Raw genomic sequence first — 24967 nt, forward strand, 5'->3', positions numbered from 1 at the left:
ACTGATGGGGTGCAGACCACTCCGCTTGGGAACGATCAGTTAGCCCGGTTAAGCCGGTGGATCGAGTCTATCCAGCGCCCGGTTCACCGCCAGCTCCCCCAGCATGATGACTTGCGCAATGCCCAGCAGAGAGTTGCGACTCGGTCCGTCCATATGATCCGCCAGATCCATGGTCATGACATTGGCCGAGGCCAGCGATTCGCACGCATGGGCCAGCAGGGTTTCGGTATCGAGTTCCGGATTGACGATGAACATCGTGCTGGGTGTGCGCGGGGTGGCCTTGATGTGGGCGGCCTCGTGGAGTTTTTTTGAGTCGAGGCTTTCGTACGGGGATGCCGGATCGGTGTCCGGCGGATTCGGTGTGACCTTGAACATGTCTTGGCTCTCTCTGGAGTGAGGCTGCGACCAGTTCGCTACTAATACGAAAGGGAGGCAGCTGTACGCAGGTTAGTAGACCGACGAGCTAAGAAATCGGCGCGCCCAAAGGCGCCCTACGCACAGCTACCATCAAGTGCAGGATTGGAACCCTGACTGAAAAGCACTTGTACGACTTAACTGCGACGGGCTACTAAACCCGATCACTGATAGGCAGTGACGGGAACCAAGTTACCGAGGGCGTCCAAAGCGCACAAGCCGGCGGATTCTGGCGTAACTGTAGGCAACGACGCAAGGCGCTGTAGCTTTCATGAAGTAACCTTGAGTGCTTTTAAACAAGCGCGATCAAAGGCCCCCTCACCCCAGCCCTCTCCCCTGAGGGGAGAGGGGGAAAGGGAGCAGATCTTCATGCTTTTCAAAACTTGAGGTCGACTCAATGTCTCAGGTCGCAGAATTTCGAACAGTCACCTCGGTCAGTCCCCTCGCCCCTTTGGGGAGAGGGTTAGGGTGAGGGGGTGGATTTCAGCATGAACCACCATTTCTCAAACAACAAAAAACCCGCCATCCCCTTCAACAGAGATGGCAGGTTTCCTCATTTCACCTCAAACCCGCAATCGCACCCACCCCGCCACTTCCGCATGAATCCCCTCAACCTCCCCCAACAACCCCGCCATGCGCAAAAAGTCATGGGTCATCCCAGGCTGTTCCAGCAACGTCACCTCATTCCCCGCCGCTCGCAGCCGATCCGCATACGCCAACCCTTCGTCATGCAACGGATCATGCCCGGCCAAATACACCAACGCCGGCGCCACGCCCGACAGATCCTCCGCCAGCAACGGCGAGCACCGCCAATCAGCCAGATCCTGCGGCGTGCGCCCGTAATGCGCATAGAACCAATCCAGCGTCGGCGTCTCCAGCAAGTACCCTTCTGCAAAGTCCCGATGCGAGGCCCGTTTAGTCGTGGCATCCGTCACCGGGTACACCAACAATTGCGCCTTGGGTTTCAACGCCAGTTCCTGAGGTTCACGCACCGCCATGATCGACAACACCGTGGCCAGCGTCGCGCCGACGCTGTCACCGGCCACGGCCACTCGCGTTGCGTCCAGGCCATGTGCTGCGCCCTCGCGAACCAGCCAGTTCCCCGCATCGCAAGCATCCTGCACCGGCGTCGGGAACCGCCATTCCGGCGCCAGACGATAATCCACCGTCAACAAGGCAAAACCGCCTTGGGAGGCCAGCCGCCGGCACAGCGCATCATGGGAATCGAGACTACCGACCACATACCCGCCGCCATGGAAATACAATACCACCGGCTGCAACCCGTCGACCGATTGCCCGTCGCGATACACCCTTGCCGACAGACTGTGGCCATCTCGCGCGGCGATGGTGAAGTCCTCGCAGGCAACGCTGTCCAGCGGCACATCGAGAAACCCCGACGACGCTTCGAAATCGATCCGCGCCTGTTGTGGCGACTGTTCATGCATCGCGCGACTTTTGCCGGTCATCCGGCCGAACTCGGCGAGTTCTAAAAATGCTTCAAGTTCTGGCAAAACAGCCATGGGACGAATCCTTTAAACAAAGTAATCAATAATCCAGCAAGGTTTTTCACACAATCCTGAAACGATCCGCGAACCCTGTGGGAGCGAGCTTGCTCGCGAAGAGGGAGTGTCAGTCGACATTGATGTTGCTGACACACCGCATTCGCGAGCAAGCTCGCTCCCACAGGAGTTACGCAATGGCTGGATGGCGTTCCAACAGGTCTTCAAGCGCGTCGAGCAACTCATCACCGCGCAGCAACTCGTAGTGCCCGCCCACCAACAAACGATCAATGCCGTGGCTACCAACCTGAGCCTCGAACACTCGACGTTCGTCGTCGCGCTCGGCCACCCACCAGCGATGTGCCGTGACCTGAATCGCCGGCAGTTGCCGTTGAGCCAGGGCCAGTTGCTTGAGCCGTGAACCGGTGGCGAAGATCTGCGTGAGTTCCCCCGCGCCCAACGCGGCTTGCTCATTGGAGCCGTGCATGGCCGCCTCGATCACCACCGTGGAACCCTCGCGCTCATTTAAGTCAGCGGCTTTCAGCGCAATCAGCGCCTGAGCCTCATCGCCCGGCAGACCCAGCACAAACATCAGGAAGTCCCCCAAATCCTCGCGCCAGTGCCCCGCTTCTGCAGTGCCCGCCACGTAACTGTCGACCAGCCCGGCAAACGCCACCGTCTCACCCTGGGTTTCCAGTTCGTGAGCGACCAGTTGCGTCAACGCGCCGCCCAAGGACCAACCCAGCAGGTAATACGGCCCCTTGGCCTGCTGACTGCGCATCCGTTGCGCATAGGCTTGAGCCATGGCCAGCAGTGACTCGTCCTGCCATTGCGGGTCAAGCAGCATGCGGCATTGCACGCCGTACACCGTGCGCCGCCCCTCCAGTCGGCGAGCCAGCGGTTCGTAGTCGAACACCGTGCCGAAACCGGCGTGCAGGCAGAACAGCGCCGGCACGTTGGGGATTCGCGCATTCAGCGCCAGCAACGGGTCCGGCGCCTTGGCCGCCTCGGCAGCCTGATAGCCACTGAGTTCGGCGATGCAGGGTTTCTGCATCAAATCCCGCAGCTTCAATTCGAAGCCCAGTTGCGGCTGACTGCGTACCCGCGAAATGACTTTGAGCACCTGCAACGAGTCGCCGCCGAGTTCGAAGAAGTTGTCGTCGATGCCCACTTGCGGCACGCCGAGCACCTCTTGCCAGATCGCGGTCAGCGCCGTTTCCAGTGCGTTGCGCGGCGCGCGATAACCGCCGAGCGCCCATTCAGGCGTAGGCAGTGCGCGACGATCAAGCTTGCCGTTGGCCGACAGCGGGAAACGCTCCAGCACCATGATTCGCGCCGGCACCATGTAGTCCGGCAGTTGCGCTTGCAGTTCAGACTTCAAGCGACGATCCAGCCCGACAGCACCGGCCGCCACCACATAACCGACCAATTGCTTGCCGGTCGGCGTGTCGTGCACCACCACGGCGGCATCCTGCACCCCGGCGCAGTCGCGCAGGCGGGCTTCGATTTCGCCGAGTTCGATGCGGAAACCACGGATCTTCACTTGCTGATCAAGACGCCCCAAATAGTCGATCAACCCGCACTCGCGCTGGCGCACCAGGTCGCCGGTGCGGTACATGCGGCCACCGGCCTCGAACGGATCGGGGATGAAACGCTCGGCGCTCATGCCGGGACGCTGGTGATAACCGCGCGCCAGGCATTCGCCGCCCAAGTACAACTCGCCGCTGACACCGACCGGCAACGGATTGAGGTCGGCGTCGAGCACGTACAAACCACGCCCGGCCACACCACGACCAATCGGCGCATACGCCGCGTCGCAGGTTTCGCTGACTTCGGCACGCCACAACAAAGGCGTGACCACGGTTTCGGTCGGGCCGTAACCGTTGACCAGACGCTGCGGACGCAGAGCCCGTTTGACCTGCTCGAAACTGGCCTCCGGCACCGCATCACCACCAAAGCAATACACCTCGACCGCCGGCGGATTGCCCAAACGTTCAGCCACTTCGGCCATCTGTTGCAGGTACGCCGGCGGGAAGCAGGCCACGGTGACGCCATGACAATGCAACACTTCCAGGGTTTGTTCCGGGGTCCACAAATTGTCATCGCGGATCACCAGACTGCCGCCGGCCAACAGCACACTCAACCAGCGCTCCTGAGCACCGTCGAAAGCGAACGACATGAAGTGCAACTCGCGGCTGCGCGGTGCCAGTTCGTAGAGTTCAATGATGCCGCGGCAATGCCGGGCAATCGGCCCCCGCGCCACAGCCACGCCTTTCGGTTGGCCGGTGGAACCGGAGGTGTAAATCAGGTACGCCAAGTGCCCCGGCAGCGGTTGGGAAACCGGGCACTCGGTGCTACCAGCAATGGACAGTTGATCGAGTAACAAGCACGGCGGGCTATCCGCCAGCGTCAACCGTTCACCCAGATCGCTGTCGCAAAGCAACAGGCTGGCCGCCGAATCGCTCAACATATAAACCAGCCGCTCGGCCGGGTACGCGAGATCCAAAGGCAGATACGCCGCCCCTGCTTTAAGCACCGCGAGGAACGCAACGATGGTGCGCTCGGAACGCGGCAGCGCCACCGCCACCAGACTTTCCGGGCCAATACCACGACCGATCAGTTGCTGCGCCAACCCATTGGCCTGCGCCTCAAGCTGTGCATAACTGACTTCCCGATCCTCGCAGATCAAGGCGATTTTCTGCGGCTGAATGCGCACATGCAGATTGAAGGCGTGCAGCAAATCGGCGTTGTCGTCGGACACCTGCGGCAAACTCAAACGCGCTTCAGGCAAGCCAATGTTGCCGAGCAGACAAGCAGCATCCTCAGGCAACGCACGCAGCAATCCCTCGAGCTGCGCACGAATCCGCTGCACTTCCACTTCACTAAAGCGATCACGCAGGAACAGGTATTCGACCTCCAGGCCTTCCTCGTTGGCACTGACCATCAAGTCCATCGGGAAGTTGGTCACCCCGCCGCTGCCGACTTCGGCAAAGCGCAGCTCACCTTCTTCGCCCCCTTTCAAGGCGCGGTCCACCGGATGGTTTTCGAACACGATGATGCTGTCGAACAGACCTTGGCCACCCTGCCCGGCCCAGCGCTGAATATCGGACAACGGCGTGTGCTCGTAGTCGCGGACCATCAGGTTGTAATCCTGCAACGCTCGCAACCACACGCCCAACGGCTGTTGCGGATCAAGCGTCTGAATGACCGGCAAGGTGTTGATGAACAGGCCGAGCATGTCTTGCGCGCCGGCCAGCCCGGTCGGACGCCCCGCCACCGTGGCGCCGAACGCGACAGTGCGTTGGCCGCTATGACGTTGCAACAGCAATAACCACGCGCCTTGCACCAGCGTGTTGAGGGTCACGCGTTGACGCTTGGTGAACGTGTGCAGTTTGCGCGTCGCCTCGGCGTCGAGGTTGCTGTACATCACGCCGTGGCCGGAGCCTGTCGCACCGGAAGCCGTGGCCAGAATGGTCGGTTCTTCGAGTAACGCCAGACGCTCGCGCCAAAAGCCTTCCGCCTGCGCACCGTCCTGGCGTTGCAGCCAGGCAATGTAGTCAGCGTATCGACCAGTCAGGGTCGGCAGGCTGTCGTTGTGGTACAGGCGCAACATGTCGCCCAACAGGCGCGAAGCACTCCAGCCATCCAGCAACAGGTGATGGTAGATCCAGATCATCTGGTAACGGTCATCACCCAGGCGAACCAGAGTGAAGCGCATCAACGGCGGGCAGCTCAGGTCGAAGCCCTTGGCCTGCTCTGCCGCCGCCAGTTCGCTCAACGCTTGCTCGGTGTCGGTGCGGTCGCGCCAGTCGAGTTCTTCGATCGGCAACGTGACGTCGGCAAACACCGCTTGCAGCGGATCGGCCAGACCATCGCGCCAGCGGAACGCCGCGCGCAGCACTTCATGACGTTCGACCAGCGTCTGCCAGGCCGCGCGGAAACGCGGCACCTGCAGGCCGTCCACCGCCACGCTCAACTGGTTGACGTAGGGGTTCAGCTCCGGTGAATCGAGGCAATGGAAGAGCATGCCTTGCTGCATCGGCGACAGCGGATACAGATCTTGCAGACCCTCGCGGCCAGCGATGTCGATGTGCGGCACCAGCGCGAACGCCGGGACTTTCGGCGCTTCGATCAACGCCGCTTCACGGCTGCTGGCGACTGCGGCCAGAGCACGAATGGTCTGCTGCTCGAACAGTTGCTTCGGACTGAACACCAGCCCGCGCTGCCCGGATCGACTCACCGCTTGCAGCGAGATGATCGAGTCACCACCGAGCTCGAAGAAATTCTCGGTGACACCCACCGAGTCCAGCCCCAACAGCGCTTGCCAGATCTCCACCAGCAATGCTTCGGCCGGCGACGCGGCGGCCACTTGATCGTGGTTCTGACGCGACGCTTCGGGCGCCGGCAAGCCCTGACGGTCGAGCTTGCCGTTCGGCGTCAGCGGCAACGCGGCCAGGCACATCAAATGCGCCGGCAGCATGTGCGCCGGCAGACGGCTGCGCAGGTGCAACGTCAGCGTTTCACGCAGGTCCTGCTCATCAGCGAGCGGATCGCGCGGCACCACATAACCAACCAACTGGCGGCTCACCGGGCCTTCGCGATCGATCACGAACGCTTCACGCACGCCTTCGTGTTCAAGCAGGCAGGCTTCGATTTCGCCGAGTTCGATACGGAACCCGCGAATTTTCACTTGCTGGTCAATGCGGCCGAGGTACTCGACGACACCGTCAGCGCGGAACCGCGCGAGGTCACCACTGCGATACAAACGTGCGCCCGGCACAAACGGATCCGGCACGAAACGTTCAGCGGTCAGGTCCGGACGTTGATGGTAACCACGCGCGACGCCCTCGCCGCCCAGGTACAACTCGCCCGCCACGCCAACCGGCAACGGCTGCAAGCCGCCGTCCAGAATATAGGCGCTGCGGTTGCCGACCGGCCGGCCAATCGGCATGAACGCCGAGTCGAATTCAGTCTCCGGATACGCCAGCCAGATCAGCGGCGTGATCACCGTCTCGGTCGGGCCGTAGCCGTTGATCAGGCGCTTCGGTTGCAGCACCTGCTGGACTTCATCGAACGCGTGCTTCGCCATGCCTTCACCGCACGGGGTGTAGGAACGGATCGGCAGATCACGCCCCGCTTCGCCCATGAAATCGGCGATCTGCGACAGATAGGTCGGGGTGAAGCAGGCGATGGTGATGCCGTGTTTTTCAATCTCGGCGCAGGTGCGCTCCACGCTCCACAACTCGTCGTCGCGGGGCATCACCGCCGAACCGAACACCAGCGGCGTCAGCCAGCGCTCGTGGGCGCCGTCGAAGCTGATCGAAGCAAATTGCAGCTCGCGGTCATCTGGGGTCATGCCGTACAACTCGCCGATCGACAGGCAATGCATGGCCAACGGACCATGAGCCACGCTGACGCCTTTCGGGCGGCCGGTTGAGCCCGAGGTGTAAATCAGGTAGGCGAGGTTTTCGCCGCAGGTCAGGTTGACCGGGTTGGTGTCAGCCATGGACGCCAGGGATTCGCGGTCGATTTCCAGCACCGACAGGCCTTGCGGCAAGGGCAGTTTTTCTCGCAGCCACGATTGGCTGATCAGCAGCGAAATGCCGCTGTCTTCCATCAGATACCGCAGGCGTTCGGCCGGGTACGCCGGGTCCAGCGGCACGTAAGCACCGCCAGCCTTGAGGATCGCCAGCAGGCCGACGATCATTTCCGGCGAGCGTTGCATGGCCAGGCCAACCCGCACTTCCGGGCCGATGCCCAGTGCGCGAAGACGATGGGCCAATTGGTTGGCGCGACGGTTGAGTTGATCGAAGCTCAATTCCAGATCGTTGAAGATCAGCGCGGTAGCGTCCGGGCGGATGTCCGCTTGGGCCTCGATCAACTGATGCACGCAGAGCGGGTTTTGCGCCGCGGTAAACGCCGGGTTCCACTCGACCAACTGTTGTGCGCGTTCCGGTGCGGTCAGCAGGTCCAGTTCACTCAATGCAGCCTGTGGCGCAGCAACCATCGCCGCCAGCAGCGCGGCCAGATGCTCGCTCATGCGAACAATCGCCTCGCTGCTGAAATGCGCGCACTGGTAGCTCCAGTTCAGGCTCAACTGACTCTCGGCGGTGGCTGCCAGGGTCAGCGGGAAGTTGGTGCGTTCGTGGTTCTGCGCAATCGAGAAGCTCAATCCGGCCGGCGCGCCCTGTTGCAGCGCTTCGGCTACCGGGAAGTTTTCGAACACCAGCAGGCTGTCGAACAGCGGTTCACCGGCACGCCCGGCCCAACGCTGAATATCACCGAGTGCGGTGAATTCATGCTCACGCAGTTCCAGGTTATGCGCCTGCAAGCGGGTTAGCCATTGACCGACGCTTTCGACCGCGTCCGGCGTGCTGATCACCGGCAAGGTATTGATGAACAGCCCGAGCTGGCTTTCGGCACCCGGCAAGTCCACCGGACGTCCCGCCACCGTGGCGCCGAACGCGACACTGCGTTGACCGCTGTAGCGTTGCAGCAGCACTGCCCAGGCACCTTGGACCAAGGTGTTGAGGGTGACTTTCTGCTGACGGGCAAACTCGCTGAAACGTTTGCTCGTGGCGACATCGAAGGTCTGGCGATGATCGGCGAACGCCGCCGTCGCCTGCTGTTTGAAATCGACATACGCCAGGCTCTGCGCCAGCAGGGTCGGGTTGTCGAGGGTCGCCAGTTGCTCGCGCCAGAAGATCTCGTCGGCGTGCGCATCCTGACGTTGCAGCCAGCCGATGTAATCGGCGAAACGCCCGGTCGGTGCCTGCACTTCCTGCCCGGCATAGCGCTGCAAAACTTCGCTCAACAGCAGCGAATTACTCCAGCCATCGAGCAACAGGTGATGGTGGGTGTAGATCAGTTGCTGACGCTCATTGTCCAGACGCACCAGGGTCAAACGCATCAACGGCGCCTGGGTCGAATCGAGTTGCAGGCGTTCACTATCGATCAGTTGTGCCAGCGCGTCGGCCTGATCGATGCGGGCGCGCCAGTCGAGGCAGGTCAGCGGCAATTGCAGATGACGATGCACCAGTTGCACAGGCGCTTCGAAGCCGTCGGGGAAGTGGAAGCTGCTGCGCAGGATTGGATGGGTGTCGAGCACCGCTTGCCAAGCGCGACCCAGCCGTTCGGCATCAAGCCCGCAGGCTTCGACGCTGAGCTGGTTCACGTACGCGCCGGACTCCGATTCGTACAAGCTGTGGAACAACAGCCCCGCCTGCATCGGCGACAACGGATACACATCTTCGATCTGCGCCGGCGGCACCGGCAGACCGTCGAGCTGCGCCTGGGTCAGGCGCGCCAACGGGAAGTCCGCCGGGGTCACGCCGCCCGCGCCATCGCTCAGGCAATGGGCAATCAGCGCCAGCAATTCACCGCGAAAATCCGCCGCCAGCGTTTCGATCTCGCGCAAGTCAAAGCATTCGCGGCTGAAGGTCCAGTCGAGTTTCAGTTCACCGCCATACACCTGGCCATCCACCGACAGCCAGTTCGGCAACGGCGCGTCAGCCGATTGCGCGGCACCGCTGGATTCCTTGGCCGGTGTGAACAATGCGTCCTCGGCGAAGCTCTGGTCGAACTGCCCAAGGTAGTTGAACGTCACGCGCGCTTGAGGCAACTCGGCCAGCGCCGCTTGGGTCGCGGCATCGCCCATGTAACGCAACAGGCCGTAGCCCAAGCCTTTCCCGGGGATTTCGCGCAGTTGCTGCTTGATCGCCTTGATCGAACCCGAGAGGTCGGAGGTGGGCGTCAGGCGCACCGGGAACAGGCTGGAGAACCACCCGACGGTGCGGGTCAGATCGATGTCGTCGAACAGCTCTTCGCGGCCATGGCCTTCGAGCTGAACCAGCGCCGAAGCGTCGCCGGTCCAGCGGCTGAGGGTGCGGGCCAGTGCGGTCAGCAGCAGGTCGTTGACTTGCGTGCGGTAGATCGCCGGCGCCTGTTGCAGCAACTGGCGAGTCTGCTCGCGGTCCAGACCGATGCTGACGCCCTGGCGCAAATGCCCGGCCTGACTGGCCTGGGCGTTGGCGGCTGGCAACGAATCATTGGCGACGCTCAGTTGCGCCTGCCACCAGTTCAGTTCACCGGCAGCGGTTTCGGAACGGGCATAGGCGTCGAGTTTGTCGGCCCAGGCCTGGAAGGCGCTGGTCTTCGGGGGCAGATCCTGCCCTTGATAGGCCGCCTGCAAATCTTCCAGCAACACCCGCCAGGACACACCGTCCACCGCCAAGTGGTGGATCACCAACAGCAACCGCTGCGAGCCATCAGCCTGCGCGATCAACGCCACGCGCAGCAGCGGACCGTCTTGCAGGCTAAGGCTGCGCTGCGCTTCGTCGCACACCGATTCCAGCGAGGCATCGCTGGCCACGCGGGCGGTCCAGAGCATGTCGATCACGTCGGCGCTGTCGGCCCCGACATAGCGCGCCGACCATTGGCCGTCGACCTGACTGAAGCGCAAACGCAGGGCATCGTGCTGCTTGAGCAAGCGTTGCAACGCCGCTTGCAGGCGTGGCAATTCGAGGGTTTCACGCGGCACCAGCAGCACCGCCTGGTTCCAGTGCGCGCGTTGCGGAATCGGTTCGTCGAAGAACCAGCGCTGGATCGGCGTGAGTTTTTGCACACCGTCCACCGGCCCTTGTTGCGCCTTCGGTGCCGCTTGTTCTTTGACCACAGCGGCCAGCGCTTGCAAGGTTTGCTGCTGGAACAGATCGCGCGGTTGCAGGCTCAGGCCGGCTCGACGCGCACGGCTGACCACCTGAATCGAAATGATCGAGTCGCCGCCCAGTTCGAAGAAGTTGTCCTGACGCCCAACCTGCTCCACACCCAACACGTCCTGCCAGATCTGCGCCAGCACCTGCTCGTGTTCGCTGCGTGGCGCTTCGAACGCGCGCTGGCTGACTTGCGCAGTCGGCGCCGGCAGGCGTTTGCGGTCGAGTTTGCCGTTCGGACTCAGCGGCATTTGTTTGATCAGCACCGTCTGCGCCGGCACCATGTAATCCGGCAGGCTCGCCAGCAAATGGCTTTTCAGGGTTTCACGCCATGCGCCTTGCTGTTCGGCATCGGCGCTGACCAAGGCGCGATCCTGCGGCACGATGTAAGCGACCAATTGCTTGCCGCTCGGGCCGTCGAGGGCCAGCACCACGGCTTCCTGCACGTCCGCATTTTCTTGCAGACGCGCTTCGATTTCGCCCAGTTCGATGCGCAAACCACGAATCTTCACTTGATGGTCGATGCGCCCGCAGTAGTCGATGGCGCCGTCAGCGCGATAACGCGCCAGGTCACCGGTGCGGTACAGGCGCTCACCACTGCCGAAAGGATCGACCACAAAACGTTCCGCAGTCAGCGCGCCACGACGGTGATAACCGCGAGCCAGACCCACGCCACCCAGGTACAACTCGCCCACCGCGCCCAGTGGCAACGGCTGCAGTTCGCTGTCGAGGATGCAGGTGCGCAAGTTGGCGATGGGGCGGCCGATCGGCACGCTGTCGCGCCCCTCTTCCACGCAGGTCCAGTGCGTCACGTCGATGGCTGCTTCGGTCGGGCCATAGAGGTTGTAGAGATTGGCTCGCGGCAGGCTGCGCAGGGTCTGGCGTTGCAGCTCCATCGGCAGCGCTTCGCCGCTGCAAATGATCCGTTGCAGCGAGGTGCAGGCCAACGCCTCGTCGGCACCGATGAATGCGGAGAGCATCGACGGCACAAAGTGCAGCGTGGTGATCGCCTGCTCGACGATCAACGCGGCCAGACGTTGTGGATCGCGATGCTCGCCCGGCGCAGCGATGACCAGGGTGGCGCCCTTCATCAGCGGCCAGAAAAACTCCCACACCGACACGTCGAAACTGAACGGCGTTTTTTGCAGGACGCGGTCGGTCGGCAGCAGGTTGTAGGCTTCCTGCATCCACTCCAGACGGTTATGCAACGCCACATGGCGGTTGCCCGCGCCCTTGGGTTTGCCGGTGGAACCGGAGGTGTAAATCACATAGGCGAGGTTTTCAGCGATTGCCAGGTTGGGTAAATCAGTACCCGGCCAATCGCTCAGCCAATCGCCTTCGGCGTGCAGGCACAAGGTGCGCACGTTGTCCGGGGTCGGCAATTGCGCCAGCAGATGTTCCTGAGTCAGCAACAGCGAAATTCCGCTTTCTTCGATCATGTAGCTCAAGCGATCAATCGGGTATTCCGGGTCCAGCGGCACATAAGCGCCGCCGGCCTTGAGAATGGCCAACAGGCCGACGACCATTTCAAACGAGCGGTCGCAGGCAATTCCCACCAGCACTTCCGGGCCGACACCTTGGGTGCGCAAGTGATGGGCCAAGCGGTTGGCGCGCCGGTTCAGCTCGGCGTAACTCAGGCGCTGGCCCTGGAACACCAGCGCCGTCGCTTCACCGTCTTCAGCCACGCGCGCTTCGAAATGCCGCTGCACGCAGACTTCACCGGGATAGTCCTGAGCGGTGTCGTTGAGGTCATCAAGAATGCGCAGACGCTCGTCGGCGTCCAACAATGGCAACTCGGCGAGCGGGCATTGCGGATTCGCCAGCACGCCGGCCAACAGATTGCGCCAGTGACGAGCCAGGTGCTCGATGCGCTCGGCGTCGAACAGATCGGTGGCATACGTCAGGCTGGCGAACAGCTTGTCGCCCTCCTCCTGCGTGTCCAGTTGCAGGTCGAACTGCGTGGTGTGCGCCGTGGCGTTCAGTGCTTCGACTCGCAGGCCGGCGAGCAAGCCGCTGACCGCTGCCGGTTTGGCTTGCTGGTGGTTGAACATCACCTGGAACAACGGGCTGTGGCTCAGGCTGCGTTCACCTTGCAGCGCCTGCACCAGACGTTCGAACGGCAAGTCTTGATAGGACTGCGCATCCAGCGACGCGGCACGGGTCTGGTCGAGCAACTGGCTGAACGGCAGACGCCCATCGAGCTCGGCGCGCATCACTTGAGTGTTGACGAAGAAACCGATCAGACCCCGGGTTTCCGCGCGATTGCGGTTGGCGATCGGTACGCCAACGCGCAGGTCGGACTGACCGCTGTAGCGATAGAGCAAGGCCTGGAAGCTCGCAAGCAACAGCATGAACGGTGTGACGCCGCGCTGTTTGGCCAGGCTCATCAAGCCTTTGGCCAAGGTCGCATCAAGGGCAAAATCCAGACGCGCCCCGCGCTGGCTCGGCTGCGCCGGGCGTGGGCGGTCAGTCGGCAATTCAAGCAGCGGTTGTTCGCTGCCCAGGGTTTCGCGCCACCAGTTGAGTTGGCGCTCCAGCTCCCCCGCTTCCATCCAGCGGCGCTGCCACAGGGCGTAATCGGAATACTGAATCGGCAGCGCTTCCAGCGCCGCGCTTTGCCCTTGGCAATGCGCGGCGTAGAGCCGGGAAAACTCCTCAACCAACACACCCATCGACCCGCCATCGGTGACGATGTGGTGCAGCGTCAGCAACAGCACATGGTCGTCGCGTTCCAGTTGCAACAGGCTGACCCGCAACAGCGGACCGTGCTGAAGATCGAACGGCCGGGCGATCTCCTGCTCGACCGTTTTCATCGCCAGATCGAGACGTTGATCCTGAGGTTCGGCACGCAGGTCGATCTGTTCGATCGGCAGCGAGGTGAACCGGGCCAGTGTCTGCACCACCTGACCGTCGTCCTCGACGAATCGGCTACGCAGGCTCTGATGACGTTCCAAAAGCACGTCGAAACTTTGCTGCAACGCCGCGACATTCAGCGGCCCGTGCAAACGCAGCGCGGCCGGAATGTTGTACGCCGAGCTCTGCGGATCGAGTTGCCAGAGAAACCATTGGCGCTGCTGCGCGTACGACAGTTCAAAGGTCGTTTGCAGCTCGGCAGCCGGCGGAATCGGCAATTGCCCGAAGCTCACGCCCTGCTCTTGCATGCGTTGCAGAAACTCGCGGCGCTTGGCAGCCGGCAGGCCGGCGAAGCGGGTGGCGATACGCTGGGCAGTGGTGTGTTCCATCAGTTGATCTCCATCTCGTCGAGAAGCGACTCAAGCGCATCAAGACGTGCATCGTTGTCAGCCGGGGCATGTTGCCCGGCCATGGCGGCATAAGCCTGCAGGTCGGTGGATTCGAACAGCGCGCGCAGCGGCAGCTCGATGCCCAGCTCCAGTTCCACACGGGCACTGGCCTGGGCGGCGAGCAACGAATGCCCGCCCAATTCAAAGAAGTTGTCGCGCCGACCGATCTGCGCCACGCCCAGCACGTTGGCCCAGATGTCTGCCAGTTGCCGTTCGAGGTCGCCCTCGGGGGCTTCGAACGGTCGTTGCCATTCCTGAGCTTCGGGCACCGGCAGCGCCTTGCGGTCGAGCTTGCCGTTACCGGTCAGCGGCAAGGCATCGAGCAGCAACCAGTGGCTCGGCACCATGTAATCCGGCAGATCCACCTTGAGCGCGGCGCGCAGGTTGTCGCGCCAGGCAATCGGGTCATGCGGGGTTTGCTCGGCCACCACGTAGGCGCACAGCTGCGGCCCGCTTTCGCCTGCATGCACGCTCAACACCGCTTGGCGCACGCCCGGCTGCGCCAGCAACGCGGCTTCGATTTCGCCCAGCTCGATGCGGAAACCGCGAATCTTCACTTGCTGGTCAATCCGCCCGAGGTAATCGATGCTGCCGTCGGCACGCTGACGCGCCAGGTCGCCGCTGCGATAGAGGCGTTGCGCGGTATCGAACGGGCTTGGCACAAAGCGCTCGGCGGTGAGGCCGAAACGTCCGTGATAACCGCGCGCCAGACCGGCGCCGGCGATGTACAACTCACCCGCCACACCCACCGGCACCGGTTGCAACTGGCTGTCGAGCAGGTACCAGCGCAGGTCGCGGATCGGCAGGCCAATCGGGCTCTGCGCCTTGCCATCAAGGTCGGCGAGGCGGATGGCGCGGTAGGTCACGTGCACCGTGGTTTCGGTGATGCCGTACATGTTCACCAGGGTTGGTTGCTGGTCGCCGAAGCGTTCGAACCATCGACGCAGGCTCGCGACTTCGAGGGCTTCGCCGCCGAAAATCACCTGACGCAGCGCCAGGTTTCGTTCGCTGGCGCAGGCAATCGGCAACAACTGACGGAACGCGGTCGGGGTCTGGTTCAACACCGTCACGCCCTCATCACAGAGCAAGCGGTGGAACGCTTGCGGCTCGCGGCTGATGTCATACGGCACGATCACCAGACGCCCGCCAGTGCACAGCGAACCGAACAGCTCCCACACCGAGAAGTCGAAGGCGTAGGAATGGAACAGCGTCCAGACATCGTCCGGGCCGAAGTTGAACTCGGCAGCGGTGGCCGTGAGCAGGCGCCCGACGTTGCCGTGGCTGAGCAATGCGCCTTTCGGGCGGCCGGTGGAACCGGAGGTGTAGATCACGTAGGCGAGGTTGTCCGGAGTCGCCAGCGCCGGCAGGTTGTCGTCGCTGAACCCATCCAGTTGCAACGATTCCAGGCTCAGAACCTGCACGCCGTCGCGAGCCGGCAAGCCATCGATCAGGTGTTGTTGGGTCAGCAGCAACGTGATGCCGCTGTCTTCGATCATGTAGCTCAGGCGCTCGGCCGGGTAATGCGGGTCCAGCGGCACGTAGGCACCGCCCGCCTTGAGAATCGCCAGCAAGCCAACCACCAGCGGCATCGCCCGCTCGGTGGCGATGCCGACCCGCACCTCTGGCCCGACGCCCTGTTCACGCAGTTTGCGCGCCAGTCGATTGGCCTGGGCGTTGAGCGCGGCGTAGGTCAGTTGCTCGCCTTCGTAGACCAGTGCGATTGCGTTCGGCCGTTGTGCGGCTTGAACTTCGAACAACTGATGCAAGGTTGGTGACGTCGCTTGTGCCTCGAATGCGGGATTCCAGTGCTGCACCAAAGCATCCCGTTGCGACCTGTCAATGAGTGGCAGTTCGGCGACGCGCTGCTGCGGATCGGCGACCACCGCTCGCAGCAGGTTCAGCCACTGTTCGGCGAGACGCTTCATCGACGCCTCGTCGTACAAATCCGTGGCGTAGGTCAGGCTGGCGTCCAGCGCTTCGCCCTGCTCCTGAGTATCGAGTACCAAATCAAACTGGGTGGTGCGTTGCTGCCAGTGCAGACGCTCGACCTGCAAGTCGGCAACGCTGCGCTCGACGCTCGCGCCCAACTGTTGCTGGTGGTTGTAGAGCACTTGGAACAATGGGCTGTGATTGAGGCTGCGATCGGGCTGCAAGGCGTCGACCAACTGCTCGAACGGCAAGTCCTGATTCGCCTGAGCGCCCAATGCGACCTGTTTGACCTGTTGCAGCAAAGTGCTGAACGTCTGCTGCCCGTCGATCTCGGCACGCAGTACTTGGGTGTTGATGAAGAAACCGATCAGGCCTTCGGTTTCGAGGCGCGAACGACCGGCGCTCGGCACGCCGACACTGATGCTCGACTGCCCGCTCTGGCGATGCAGCAAGGTCTGGAAACTCGCCAGCAACAGCATGAACAGCGTCACTTGTTGTTCTTGGGCGCGCTGACGCAGACCCGCCAGCAACTCACGATCAACGTTCAATACCAGACTGGCGCCGCGCTCGGTGCGACGGGCCGGACGGGTCAGTTCGCTCGGCAATTCAAGCGGTGCCTGGCTGCCATCCAGTTGCTCGCGCCACCACGCCAGTTGGCGTGCGCCCTCACCGGCCTCCAGCCAGTCACGCTGCCAGCGGGCGTAGTCGCTGTAGTTCACTGGCAGGCTCGACAGGTTTGCAGCCTTGCCTTCGACGGCTGCCTGATACAGCGCACTGAACTCATCGACCATGACCTGCATCGACCAGCCATCGGCGGCGATGTGGTGCACGGTGAGCACCAACACGTGTTCGTCAGTGTTCACTTGCAGCAGCAACACGCGCCACAGCAGACCGTTGCGCAGGTCAAACGGACGGGCGATTTCTTCGGCTACGGCATTGTCGATCGAGGACTGGTCGAGCGTGCTTTCTTCCAGTTGCAGCGCCAGATTGTTGTGCAGCACCGGACGCGCCTGTTGACCATCCTGTTCGAAGGTTGTGCGCAGGGTTTGATGACGGGCCTGCAACTGGGCGAAGGCTTCGCGCAGGGCTGCGCGGTTCAGCGATCCCTTGAGGCGTAGCGCGGCGGGAATGTTGTAGGCCGAGCTCTGTGGGTCCAGCTGCCAGAGAATCCATTGGCGCTGTTGGGCGTAAGACAGGATCTGCGGCTGATCGACCGTTGCACGTTGCAGGGACGGTTGGCCGCTGACGTTCGCCAGTGCTGAACGCTCGGCAAATTCCGCCAGATTCGTCGCGGAGAACAGGCTGCTTACAGACAGTTCGAGCTGCAGTTGCTGGCGCGCGCGGGAGATCACCTGAAGCACCAGCAACGAGTGCCCGCCCAGCTCGAAGAAGTTGTCGTCGCGGCCCACACGCTCGACCTCCAACACTGCTTGCCAGATCAGCGCCAGTTGCGTTTCAAGCCCTTCGGTCGGAGCCACGAACGCCCGTTGTGCATCGGCGGCTTGCGCACGAGGCAAGGCTTTGCGGTCGAGCTTGCCGTTGTTGTTAAGCGGCAATTGGGCCAGCAGGATCAGCTGGTTTGGCACCATGTATTCCGGCAACGACTGGCGCAAAACGGCCTTGAGCGTTTCCAGATAGTCAGCCTGAGTCACCGCAGCGCTGTGGATAAGTGTGTCGTCGCTGGCCACGATGTACGCCACCAGTTGCGTGCCGTCCTGAGCGATCACGGCCGCTTCGCGCACCTGATCCCGCGCTTGCAGGCACGCTTCGATTTCGCCCATTTCAATGCGGAAACCGCGAATCTTCACTTGATGGTCAATGCGGCCGACGTATTCCAGATTCCCTTCAGCGTTGTAGCGCGCCAGATCGCCGCTGCGGTACAGCCTCGCGCCCGGCTCACGGGCGAAAGGGTCTGGGAGGAAACGTTCAGCGGTCAGCGCCGGGCGATCAAAGTAGCTTTGCGCCAGGCTGGCCGGAGCACCGATGCACAATTCGCCGACGCCACCGTTTGGCAACAATTGACCGGCCGCGTCCAGCACGTACAGCGCCCGACCTGCGATGGCTCGACCAATCGGGATGCCAAACGCGTCGCGGGCATCTTCGAGATGGCATTCATGAACACTGGACACCACGGTCGCCTCAGTCGGGCCGTAAGTGTTGAGCAAACGCACGTGGCTCAAATCGGCCTGGTGCCACAAGCGCAGACCTTCGACCGACATGGCTTCGCCGCCAACGTGAACCTGGCGCAAATCACCCAGGTTACTCACCGCGCCGCTCGCGCATTCGCGGGCCAGCAAATACCAATAGGCAGCCGGCAAGTCCGCCACGGTCACACCCTGCTGGACGATTTCGGCGGCGAGTCGGCCGGCATCCCACACGTCATCGCCACGCATGATCAACGCCGCGCCGACGCACAGCGCCGGGAAGCACTGCTCGACGAAGCCATCGAAACTGAAGGTCGCGAACTGCAACACGCGGTCGGACGCCGACAGCACCGAATAGTCGGCGGCGGTCTGGCAGAACTCGCGCAGCGCGGCATGGGCGATGGCTACGCCCTTGGGTTGGCCGGTGGAACCGGAGGTGTAGATGATGTAGGCCAGATCGTCGGCGACTGCATGGTTTTGCGGATTGCTGTCGGGGTAGTCGGTGCTGTCTTCAAGGCTGAGACGTCGCACGCCGGGCACATTTTCCAGCAGACCTGACTCGCACAGCAGCACGTCGAGACGGCTGTCATCGTTCATGTACGCCAGGCGTTCGGCCGGGTATTTCGGGTCCAAAGGCACGTAAGCTGCGCCACTTTTAAGCACCGCCAGCAGACTGACAATCAGCTGAGGGCCACGGTGCAGCGCCAGACCGACTCGCTTGTCCGGACCGGCACCGTTGGCAATCAGACGATGAGCAAGGCGGTTGGCCTGGGTGTTCAACTGCGCGTAGCTCAGGGACTGGCCGTCAACCTGCAACGCCAACGCGTCTGGGGTGGTGGCGGCCTGAGCGGCGATTTGTTCGTGGACCAAAAGCGTTGTGGATAACTCAACCGTCACCGGCTGACTGATCGCGAGCATCGCGTTTTTGCCATCGACATCGAGCAGCTCCAGCGCGCCGAGTACCGCGTCCGGCTGCGCCACCAGTTGCGTCAGCAAGTGCTGCAGATTAGCCGACAACTCAGCGACCTGCGCCGCACTGAACCGCGCCGCGTCGTAGCTGAAGTCCAGGCTCAGGCCTTCGCCCAGTTCGATGCCCAGCGTCAGCGGATAGTGCGTGCGCTCGTGGTTGTGCAGGTTGCCGAACGACAGCCCGGCCGGCGCGCCCTGTTTCAGCGCTTCGGCCACCGGGAAGTTTTCGAACACCAGCAGGCTGTCGAACAGCGCCGAACCCTGCTGCCCCGCCCAGCCCTGAATGTCGTAAAGCGGCACATGCTCGAACTCGCGCATGGCCAGGTTCAGCCCTTGCAACTCGCCCAGCCATTGGCTGACGGTTTGATTCGGTTTCATCGCGCACACCAGCGGCAGCGTGTTGATGAACAAGCCGAGCTGCTCTTCGATCCCCGGCAGCGGCGCGGATCGACCGGCAACGGTAGCGCCGAAGACCACGCAATCCTGGCCGGTGTAGCGTTGCAGCAACAGGCTCCAGGCCGCTTGCAGCAAGGTGTTGAGGGTGACTTTCTGCTGACGGGCGAACTCGGCCAGACGCTGGGTCGCGCGACTGTCGAGGGCGACGCGGTACTCCTCGCTACCTTCGGCGCCCACCGGCGGCCGCAAGGCTTCGGCCAGCAACGTCGGCGCTTCCAGCGGTGCCAATGCCGCTTTCCAGAACTGCTCGCCCGCGGCGGTCGATTGCTGCTGTAGCCAGCCCAGATAGTCGCGGTATTGCCCGGTCGGTGCCGGCAGCGATTGCCCGGCGGCGTAGTGCTGGATCACTTCGGCGAGCAACTGCGCGTTGCTCCAGCCGTCCATCAAAATGTGATGGCTGGTGTAGATCAGGTGCCAGTCAGTGGCGCCCGTGCGGACCAGTTTCAAACGGAACAGCGGCGCGCTGCCCAGTTCGAAACCCTGGGCGCGTTCGGCGTCGGCCAGCGCATCGGAGTCGGTCGCTTCAAGCACTTCAAGCGGCAGCGCCACTTGGCGGACAATCGCTTGATGCGCGGTGTCGAGACCTTGCCAGTGGAAACTGCTACGGAGGATGTCGTGTCGCTCCAGCGCGGTTTGCCAGGCCTGAGCGAATCGCTGCGGATCGAGGCCCTGGATGTCCAGGCGCAGCTGACTGATGTAGACGCCGACTGCCGGTTCGTACAACGTGTGGAACAGCATGCCCTGCTGCATCGGCGACAGCGGATAAAGGTCTTCGAGGGTCGAGAGGGCGACCGGTAATGCGTCGAGTTGCGCCTGCCTGATGCGCGCCAGCGGGAAGTCCGACGGTGTGGCCTGGTTTGCCTCAAGCGCGCAGCAATGCTCGATCAGCGCGTTGAGTTCCTGTGCGTAATCGTCCGCCAGACGCTGAATAGTCGCGGTGTCGAACATCTCACGGCTAAAGCCCCAGCTCAGCGACAACTCGCCGCCGTAGACCTGGCCTTCGACCGTCAGCCAGTTGCCCAACGGTGCCGAGGGGTCTTGCGCCACGCCGTTACCTTCAGTGGACGGCACAAACATCGCGGCATCGTCGAACTGACGGTCGAACTGCCCCAGATAGTTGAAGGTGATGCGCGGTTGCGGCAACGCCGCCAGTTCGGCGCGAATTGCCGGGGTGCCGAGATAACGAAGTGCGCCGTAGCCGAGGCCTTTGTCCGGCACGGCACGCAGTTGTTCTTTGATGGATTTGATCGACGCGCCGAGATCGCTGGACGGCATCAGATTGACCGGAAAAAGGCTGGTGAACCAACCGACGGTGCGGGTCAGGTCGATGTCATCGAACAGGTCTTCACGGCCATGGCCTTCAAGCTGGATCAGCGTGCTGCCCTGCCCGCTCCAGCGGCACACCGCTCGCGCCAGGGCGGTCAGCAGCAGGTCGTTGACTTGCGTGCGATACGCGGCCGGGGCCTGTTGCAGCAGTTTGCGGGTTTGCTCGGCGTCGAGTTTGAGTTCGAGTTTTTGTTCGAAGCGGTTTTCCAGTGCGCCGGTTGGGCGATCGCACGGCAGATCGCTCGGCGCGTTTTTCAGTTGGGTCTGCCAGTGTTCGAGGCTGTTTTCAAAGACTGGCAGATGACCCTGCAAGCGAGCGACCCAGTGTTGATAGCTGCTGGTTTTCGCCAGCGACACATTACCGCCGCTATAGAACTGCTGAAGGTCTTCGAGCAACACGCGCCAGGAAACACCGTCCACCGCCAGGTGATGAATGACCAGCAGCAGGCGTTGAGTGCCGTCGCTCATTGCCACCAGCAGCGCACGCATCAGCGGACCATTTTGCAAATCGAGACTGCGATGGGCTTCGTCGCACAGAGCGTTGAGTTCTTCTAGCGATTGCGCCTGACGTTGCCACAACACCGACTCCGTGGTCGGCGCGGTGTAGGTTTGTTGCCAACCTTCGGCGGTCTGTTCGTAGCGCAGGCGCAAGCTGTCGTGATGGGTCAGCAATTGCTCAAACGCGCGATCCAGCGTCTCGACGTTCAACGCCTCGCGCGGCACCAGCAGCAGCGACTGGTTCCAGTGCTGACGCTCGGGAATGGTTTGTTCGAAGAACCACTGTTGCACCGGCGCCAACGCCACTGCGCCAATGGCCGGACCTTGTTCGATCAACGGCTGCTCGCCGCTGCGAGCGGCCTGGGCCAGGCTGCGGAGGGTCTGGTGCTGGAACAGATCTTTCGGGCTCAACACGATCCCGGCCTGACGCGCGCGGCTGACCACTTGCATGGAAACGATGGAGTCGCCGCCCAGTTCGAAGAAGTTGTCTTCAAGACCGACGTTGTCGATAGCCAGAACGTCCTGCCAAATCGCCGCGAGGGATTTTTCCATCGCAGTGCGCGGCGCGACGTGTTCGCGTTGTTGCTCAGAGCCGTCAATCGCCGGCAAGGCCTTGCGGTCGAGTTTGCCGTTGGGAGTCAGCGGCAGCTGTTCGAGGAACAGCAGAAACGCCGGGACCATGTAGTCCGGCAAATGTTGGCGCAGTGCAGCTTTCAGGGTTTCACGCAGGGTTGCCTGAGCGTCGATATCGCCCAGCAACGCCAGATCGGTCGGCACGATGTAGGCGACCAGTTGTTGACCGTTGACGCCGTCCTGCGCCAACACCGCCAGCTCACGCACGGCGTCCTGCTGCAACAGCCGCGCTTCGATTTCACCGAGTTCGATACGGAAGCCACGGACCTTGACCTGATGGTCGATGCGACCGACGTATTGCAGCGTGCCGTCGGACCGATAACGGGTCAGGTCGCCGGTGCGGTACAGGCGCTCGCCATTACTGGAAAACGGGTTTGGCACATACTTTTCGGCGGTCATGCCCGGTCGCGCCAGGTAACCGCGGGTGATGCCGGCACCGGTCAGGTACAGCTCGGCGGACACACCTTGCGGCACCGGTTGCAAGTCAGCATCGAGCAAATAGCTGGCGGTGTGTTTCAGCGGCCGGCCGATGTTCGCGCGGCCACCGGCTTCGCGGCGGGTCCAGGTGGAATAGGTGGTGTCTTCGGACGGACCGTACAAATCGTAGACATGCTCGACGGTCGGCTGCTGATACAGCGTGTCCACGAGGCTCTGTTTCAGCGGCTCGCCGGCGAGGTTGATGATGCGCACGCTCGGCGGGATCTGCCCGTCGCGCTGCAGCGCATTGATCGCCGACGGCACGGTGTTGATCAGACGCACCTGATCCCGGGCCGGCAGTTGCGGCAATTCCAGGGCATTGCGGGCGATGATCACCGAGCCGCCGTTGGCCAACGTGACGAACAGCTCCCACACCGACAGGTCGAAACACACCGACGTCGAGGCCAGCACGCCTTGAATGTCCTCGCGGCTGTAGACCGATGTCGACCAGTCGATCAGCGCCAGCACGTTGCGATGGGCGATGGCCACGCCTTTGGGTTTGCCGGTGGAGCCGGAGGTGTAAATGACGTAGGCGAGGTTATCCGGCGTGACGCGGGTCACCGGCGCGTTGCTTGCGTAATCAGCCCACTCCATACCTTCCATCAGTAGGACTTGGGTGTCGGCGGCGACGGTCAATGTCGCGGCGACAGCCTGTTCCGTCAGCAGCACCAGGGCGCGGCTGTCTTCAAGCATGTAGGCAACGCGTTCGGCGGGGTAATCCGGGTCCAGCGGCACGTAGGCGCCACCGGCCTTGAGCACGGCCAGCAACGCTACCAGCAAGTTTTCGGAGCGCTGCATCGCCACGCCGACCCGGACTTCCGGGCCTACGCCCAGTTCGATCAACTTGTGGGCCATACGATTGGCCCGAGTGTCGAGCTCGGCGTAAGTCAGCTGCTTCGTGCCGAAGGTCACCGCCAATGCATCCGGGCGCGCGGCGGCTTGCCGGGCGATCAACTCATGAATGCACAGGTCCTGGGCGAAACCTTCGTCAGGGCGATTCCAGTCATGCACGATGCGCTGATATTCCGCCCACTCAAGCAGCGGCAAATCACTGATGCGTTGTTGCGAATCACTGACCATGCCTTGCAGCAAATGCGTCCAGTGCTGCGCCATACGCGCGATGGTCGCGGCGTCGAACAGGTCGTTGGCGTAGGTCAGCGCGGCGTGCAGCTTGCCGCGCTTCTCGTAAGTATCCAGCGTCAGATCGAACTGAGTTGTGCGCCCTTCCCACTCGATCACGCCCAGCGCCAGACCGGACGCGGTGCTGACCGTAGAAATGTCCGCAACCTGCGGCTGATGGTTGTACATCACCTGAAACAGCGGCGTGTGGCTGAGGCTGCGTTCCAGCTTCAGCGCTTCGACCAGGCGCTCGAACGGCAAGTCCTGATGGGCCTGGGCGCCGAGGGCGGTTTCCTTGATGGCGCGCAGCAAATCGTCGACCCGGGTTTGGCCGTCGAGCTTCGTGCGCAGCACCTGGGTGTTGACGAAGAAGCCCATCAGCCCTTCGATTTCGGCGCGGTTGCGGTTGGCAATCGGCACGCCGACGCGGATGTCGATCTGCCCGGTGTAGCGATGCAGCAGCGCGTTGAACGCGCCGAGCAACAGCATGAACAGGGTGATGTTGTGTTTCTGCGCCGTGGCCCGCAGTTGCTCGGCCAGTTGACCGTCGACCGCGAATTCGTAACGGGTGCCGCGATAGCTCGGCATCGCCGGACGCGGATGATCGGTGGGCAGCTCCAACACCGGATGCTCAGCGCCCAGTTGCGCCTGCCAATAGTCGAGTTGGCGCGCCTGTTCGCCAGCCTCCAGCCAGCGGCGTTGCCACAGGGCATAGTCGCTGTACTGGATCGGCAATGGAGCGAGTTGTGGTTGCGCGCCCGCCTCGAAGGCGTCGTAGCAGCGGATGAATTCGTCGATCAGCACGTTCATCGACCAGCCGTCGGAAACGATGTGGTGCAGGGTCAGAAGCAGGACGTGTTCCTGCTCGGCGAGTTTGAGCAAGGTGACGCGCAGCAGCGGGCCGGCCGATAGATCGAAGGGCAGCACGGATTGCTGCTCGGCCGCGCGGGCGACTGCTTGCTCACGTTCATTAGCCGGCAATGCGCTGAAATCCACCTGATCGATCACCAGCGGCGCGCTGGCCGGCACTTGCAGCAGGTTGCCGTCGGCCTGACGCTGGAACACCGTGCGCAGGGTTTCGTGGCGTTCAACGAGGCTGGCGAAGGCTTGCTCCAGCGCGAGCAGGTTCAACTGCCCGGTCAGACGCACCGCGCCGGGCAGGTTGTAGGCGCCGCTTTGCGGGTCCAGCTGCCAAAGAAACCACATACGCTGCTGGGCGTACGACAACGCCTGGCGATCGTCGGCTTCAACGCCGGCAGGAATCGGAAAACGGGCGAAATCAACGCCCTCCTTGTGCAAGGCCGCAAGGAACATCTGGCGCTTTTCCAGGGGCAACCCGATAAACCGGCAAGCAAGTTTCAAGGAGTCTTCAGCATTCATTTCTTAGCATCCGGATCAGTGGCGGGAAGCACAAAGGCACGTCGTCCCTATAAAACGAATGCAGACCGGAAAAATTAGCGAATGAGAACAAGTATCAGAAAGGAAGGTTC

The 24967-nt window shown here is 62.6% G+C and carries 4 protein-coding genes; all 4 read right to left on the minus strand.

Going from position 1 to position 24967, the window contains the following annotated elements; all coding sequences use genetic code 11:
• Positions 1-48 precede the first annotated feature (48 nt).
• The 4 genes from ACYZT7_RS23070 to ACYZT7_RS23085 all read right to left on the minus strand — a co-directional run bounded on the left by ACYZT7_RS23070 (position 49) and on the right by ACYZT7_RS23085 (position 24857).
• A complete protein-coding gene (locus ACYZT7_RS23070; RefSeq protein WP_462038359.1) occupies positions 49-375 on the minus strand; it encodes a DUF6124 family protein in 327 nt (108 codons plus the stop codon).
• Positions 376-977: 602 nt separating this feature from the next.
• On the minus strand, positions 978-1934 hold the full coding sequence (locus ACYZT7_RS23075; RefSeq protein ID WP_462038360.1) for an alpha/beta hydrolase: 957 nt from the start codon (positions 1932-1934) through the stop codon (positions 978-980).
• Between the two features lie 169 nt (positions 1935-2103).
• Positions 2104-13866 carry an amino acid adenylation domain-containing protein gene (locus ACYZT7_RS23080; protein ID WP_462038361.1) on the minus strand — a complete coding sequence of 3921 codons (11763 nt, stop codon included), beginning with the start codon at positions 13864-13866 and terminating at the stop codon, positions 2104-2106.
• Positions 13866-24857: an amino acid adenylation domain-containing protein gene (locus ACYZT7_RS23085; RefSeq protein ID WP_462038362.1), complete on the minus strand. Its 10992-nt coding sequence runs from the start codon at positions 24855-24857 to the stop codon at positions 13866-13868. Before ACYZT7_RS23085 ends, ACYZT7_RS23080 begins: the two co-directional genes overlap by 1 nt.
• Between the last annotated feature and the right edge of the window lie 110 nt (positions 24858-24967).

Source organism: Pseudomonas sp. RT4P38, from assembly GCF_054897765.1.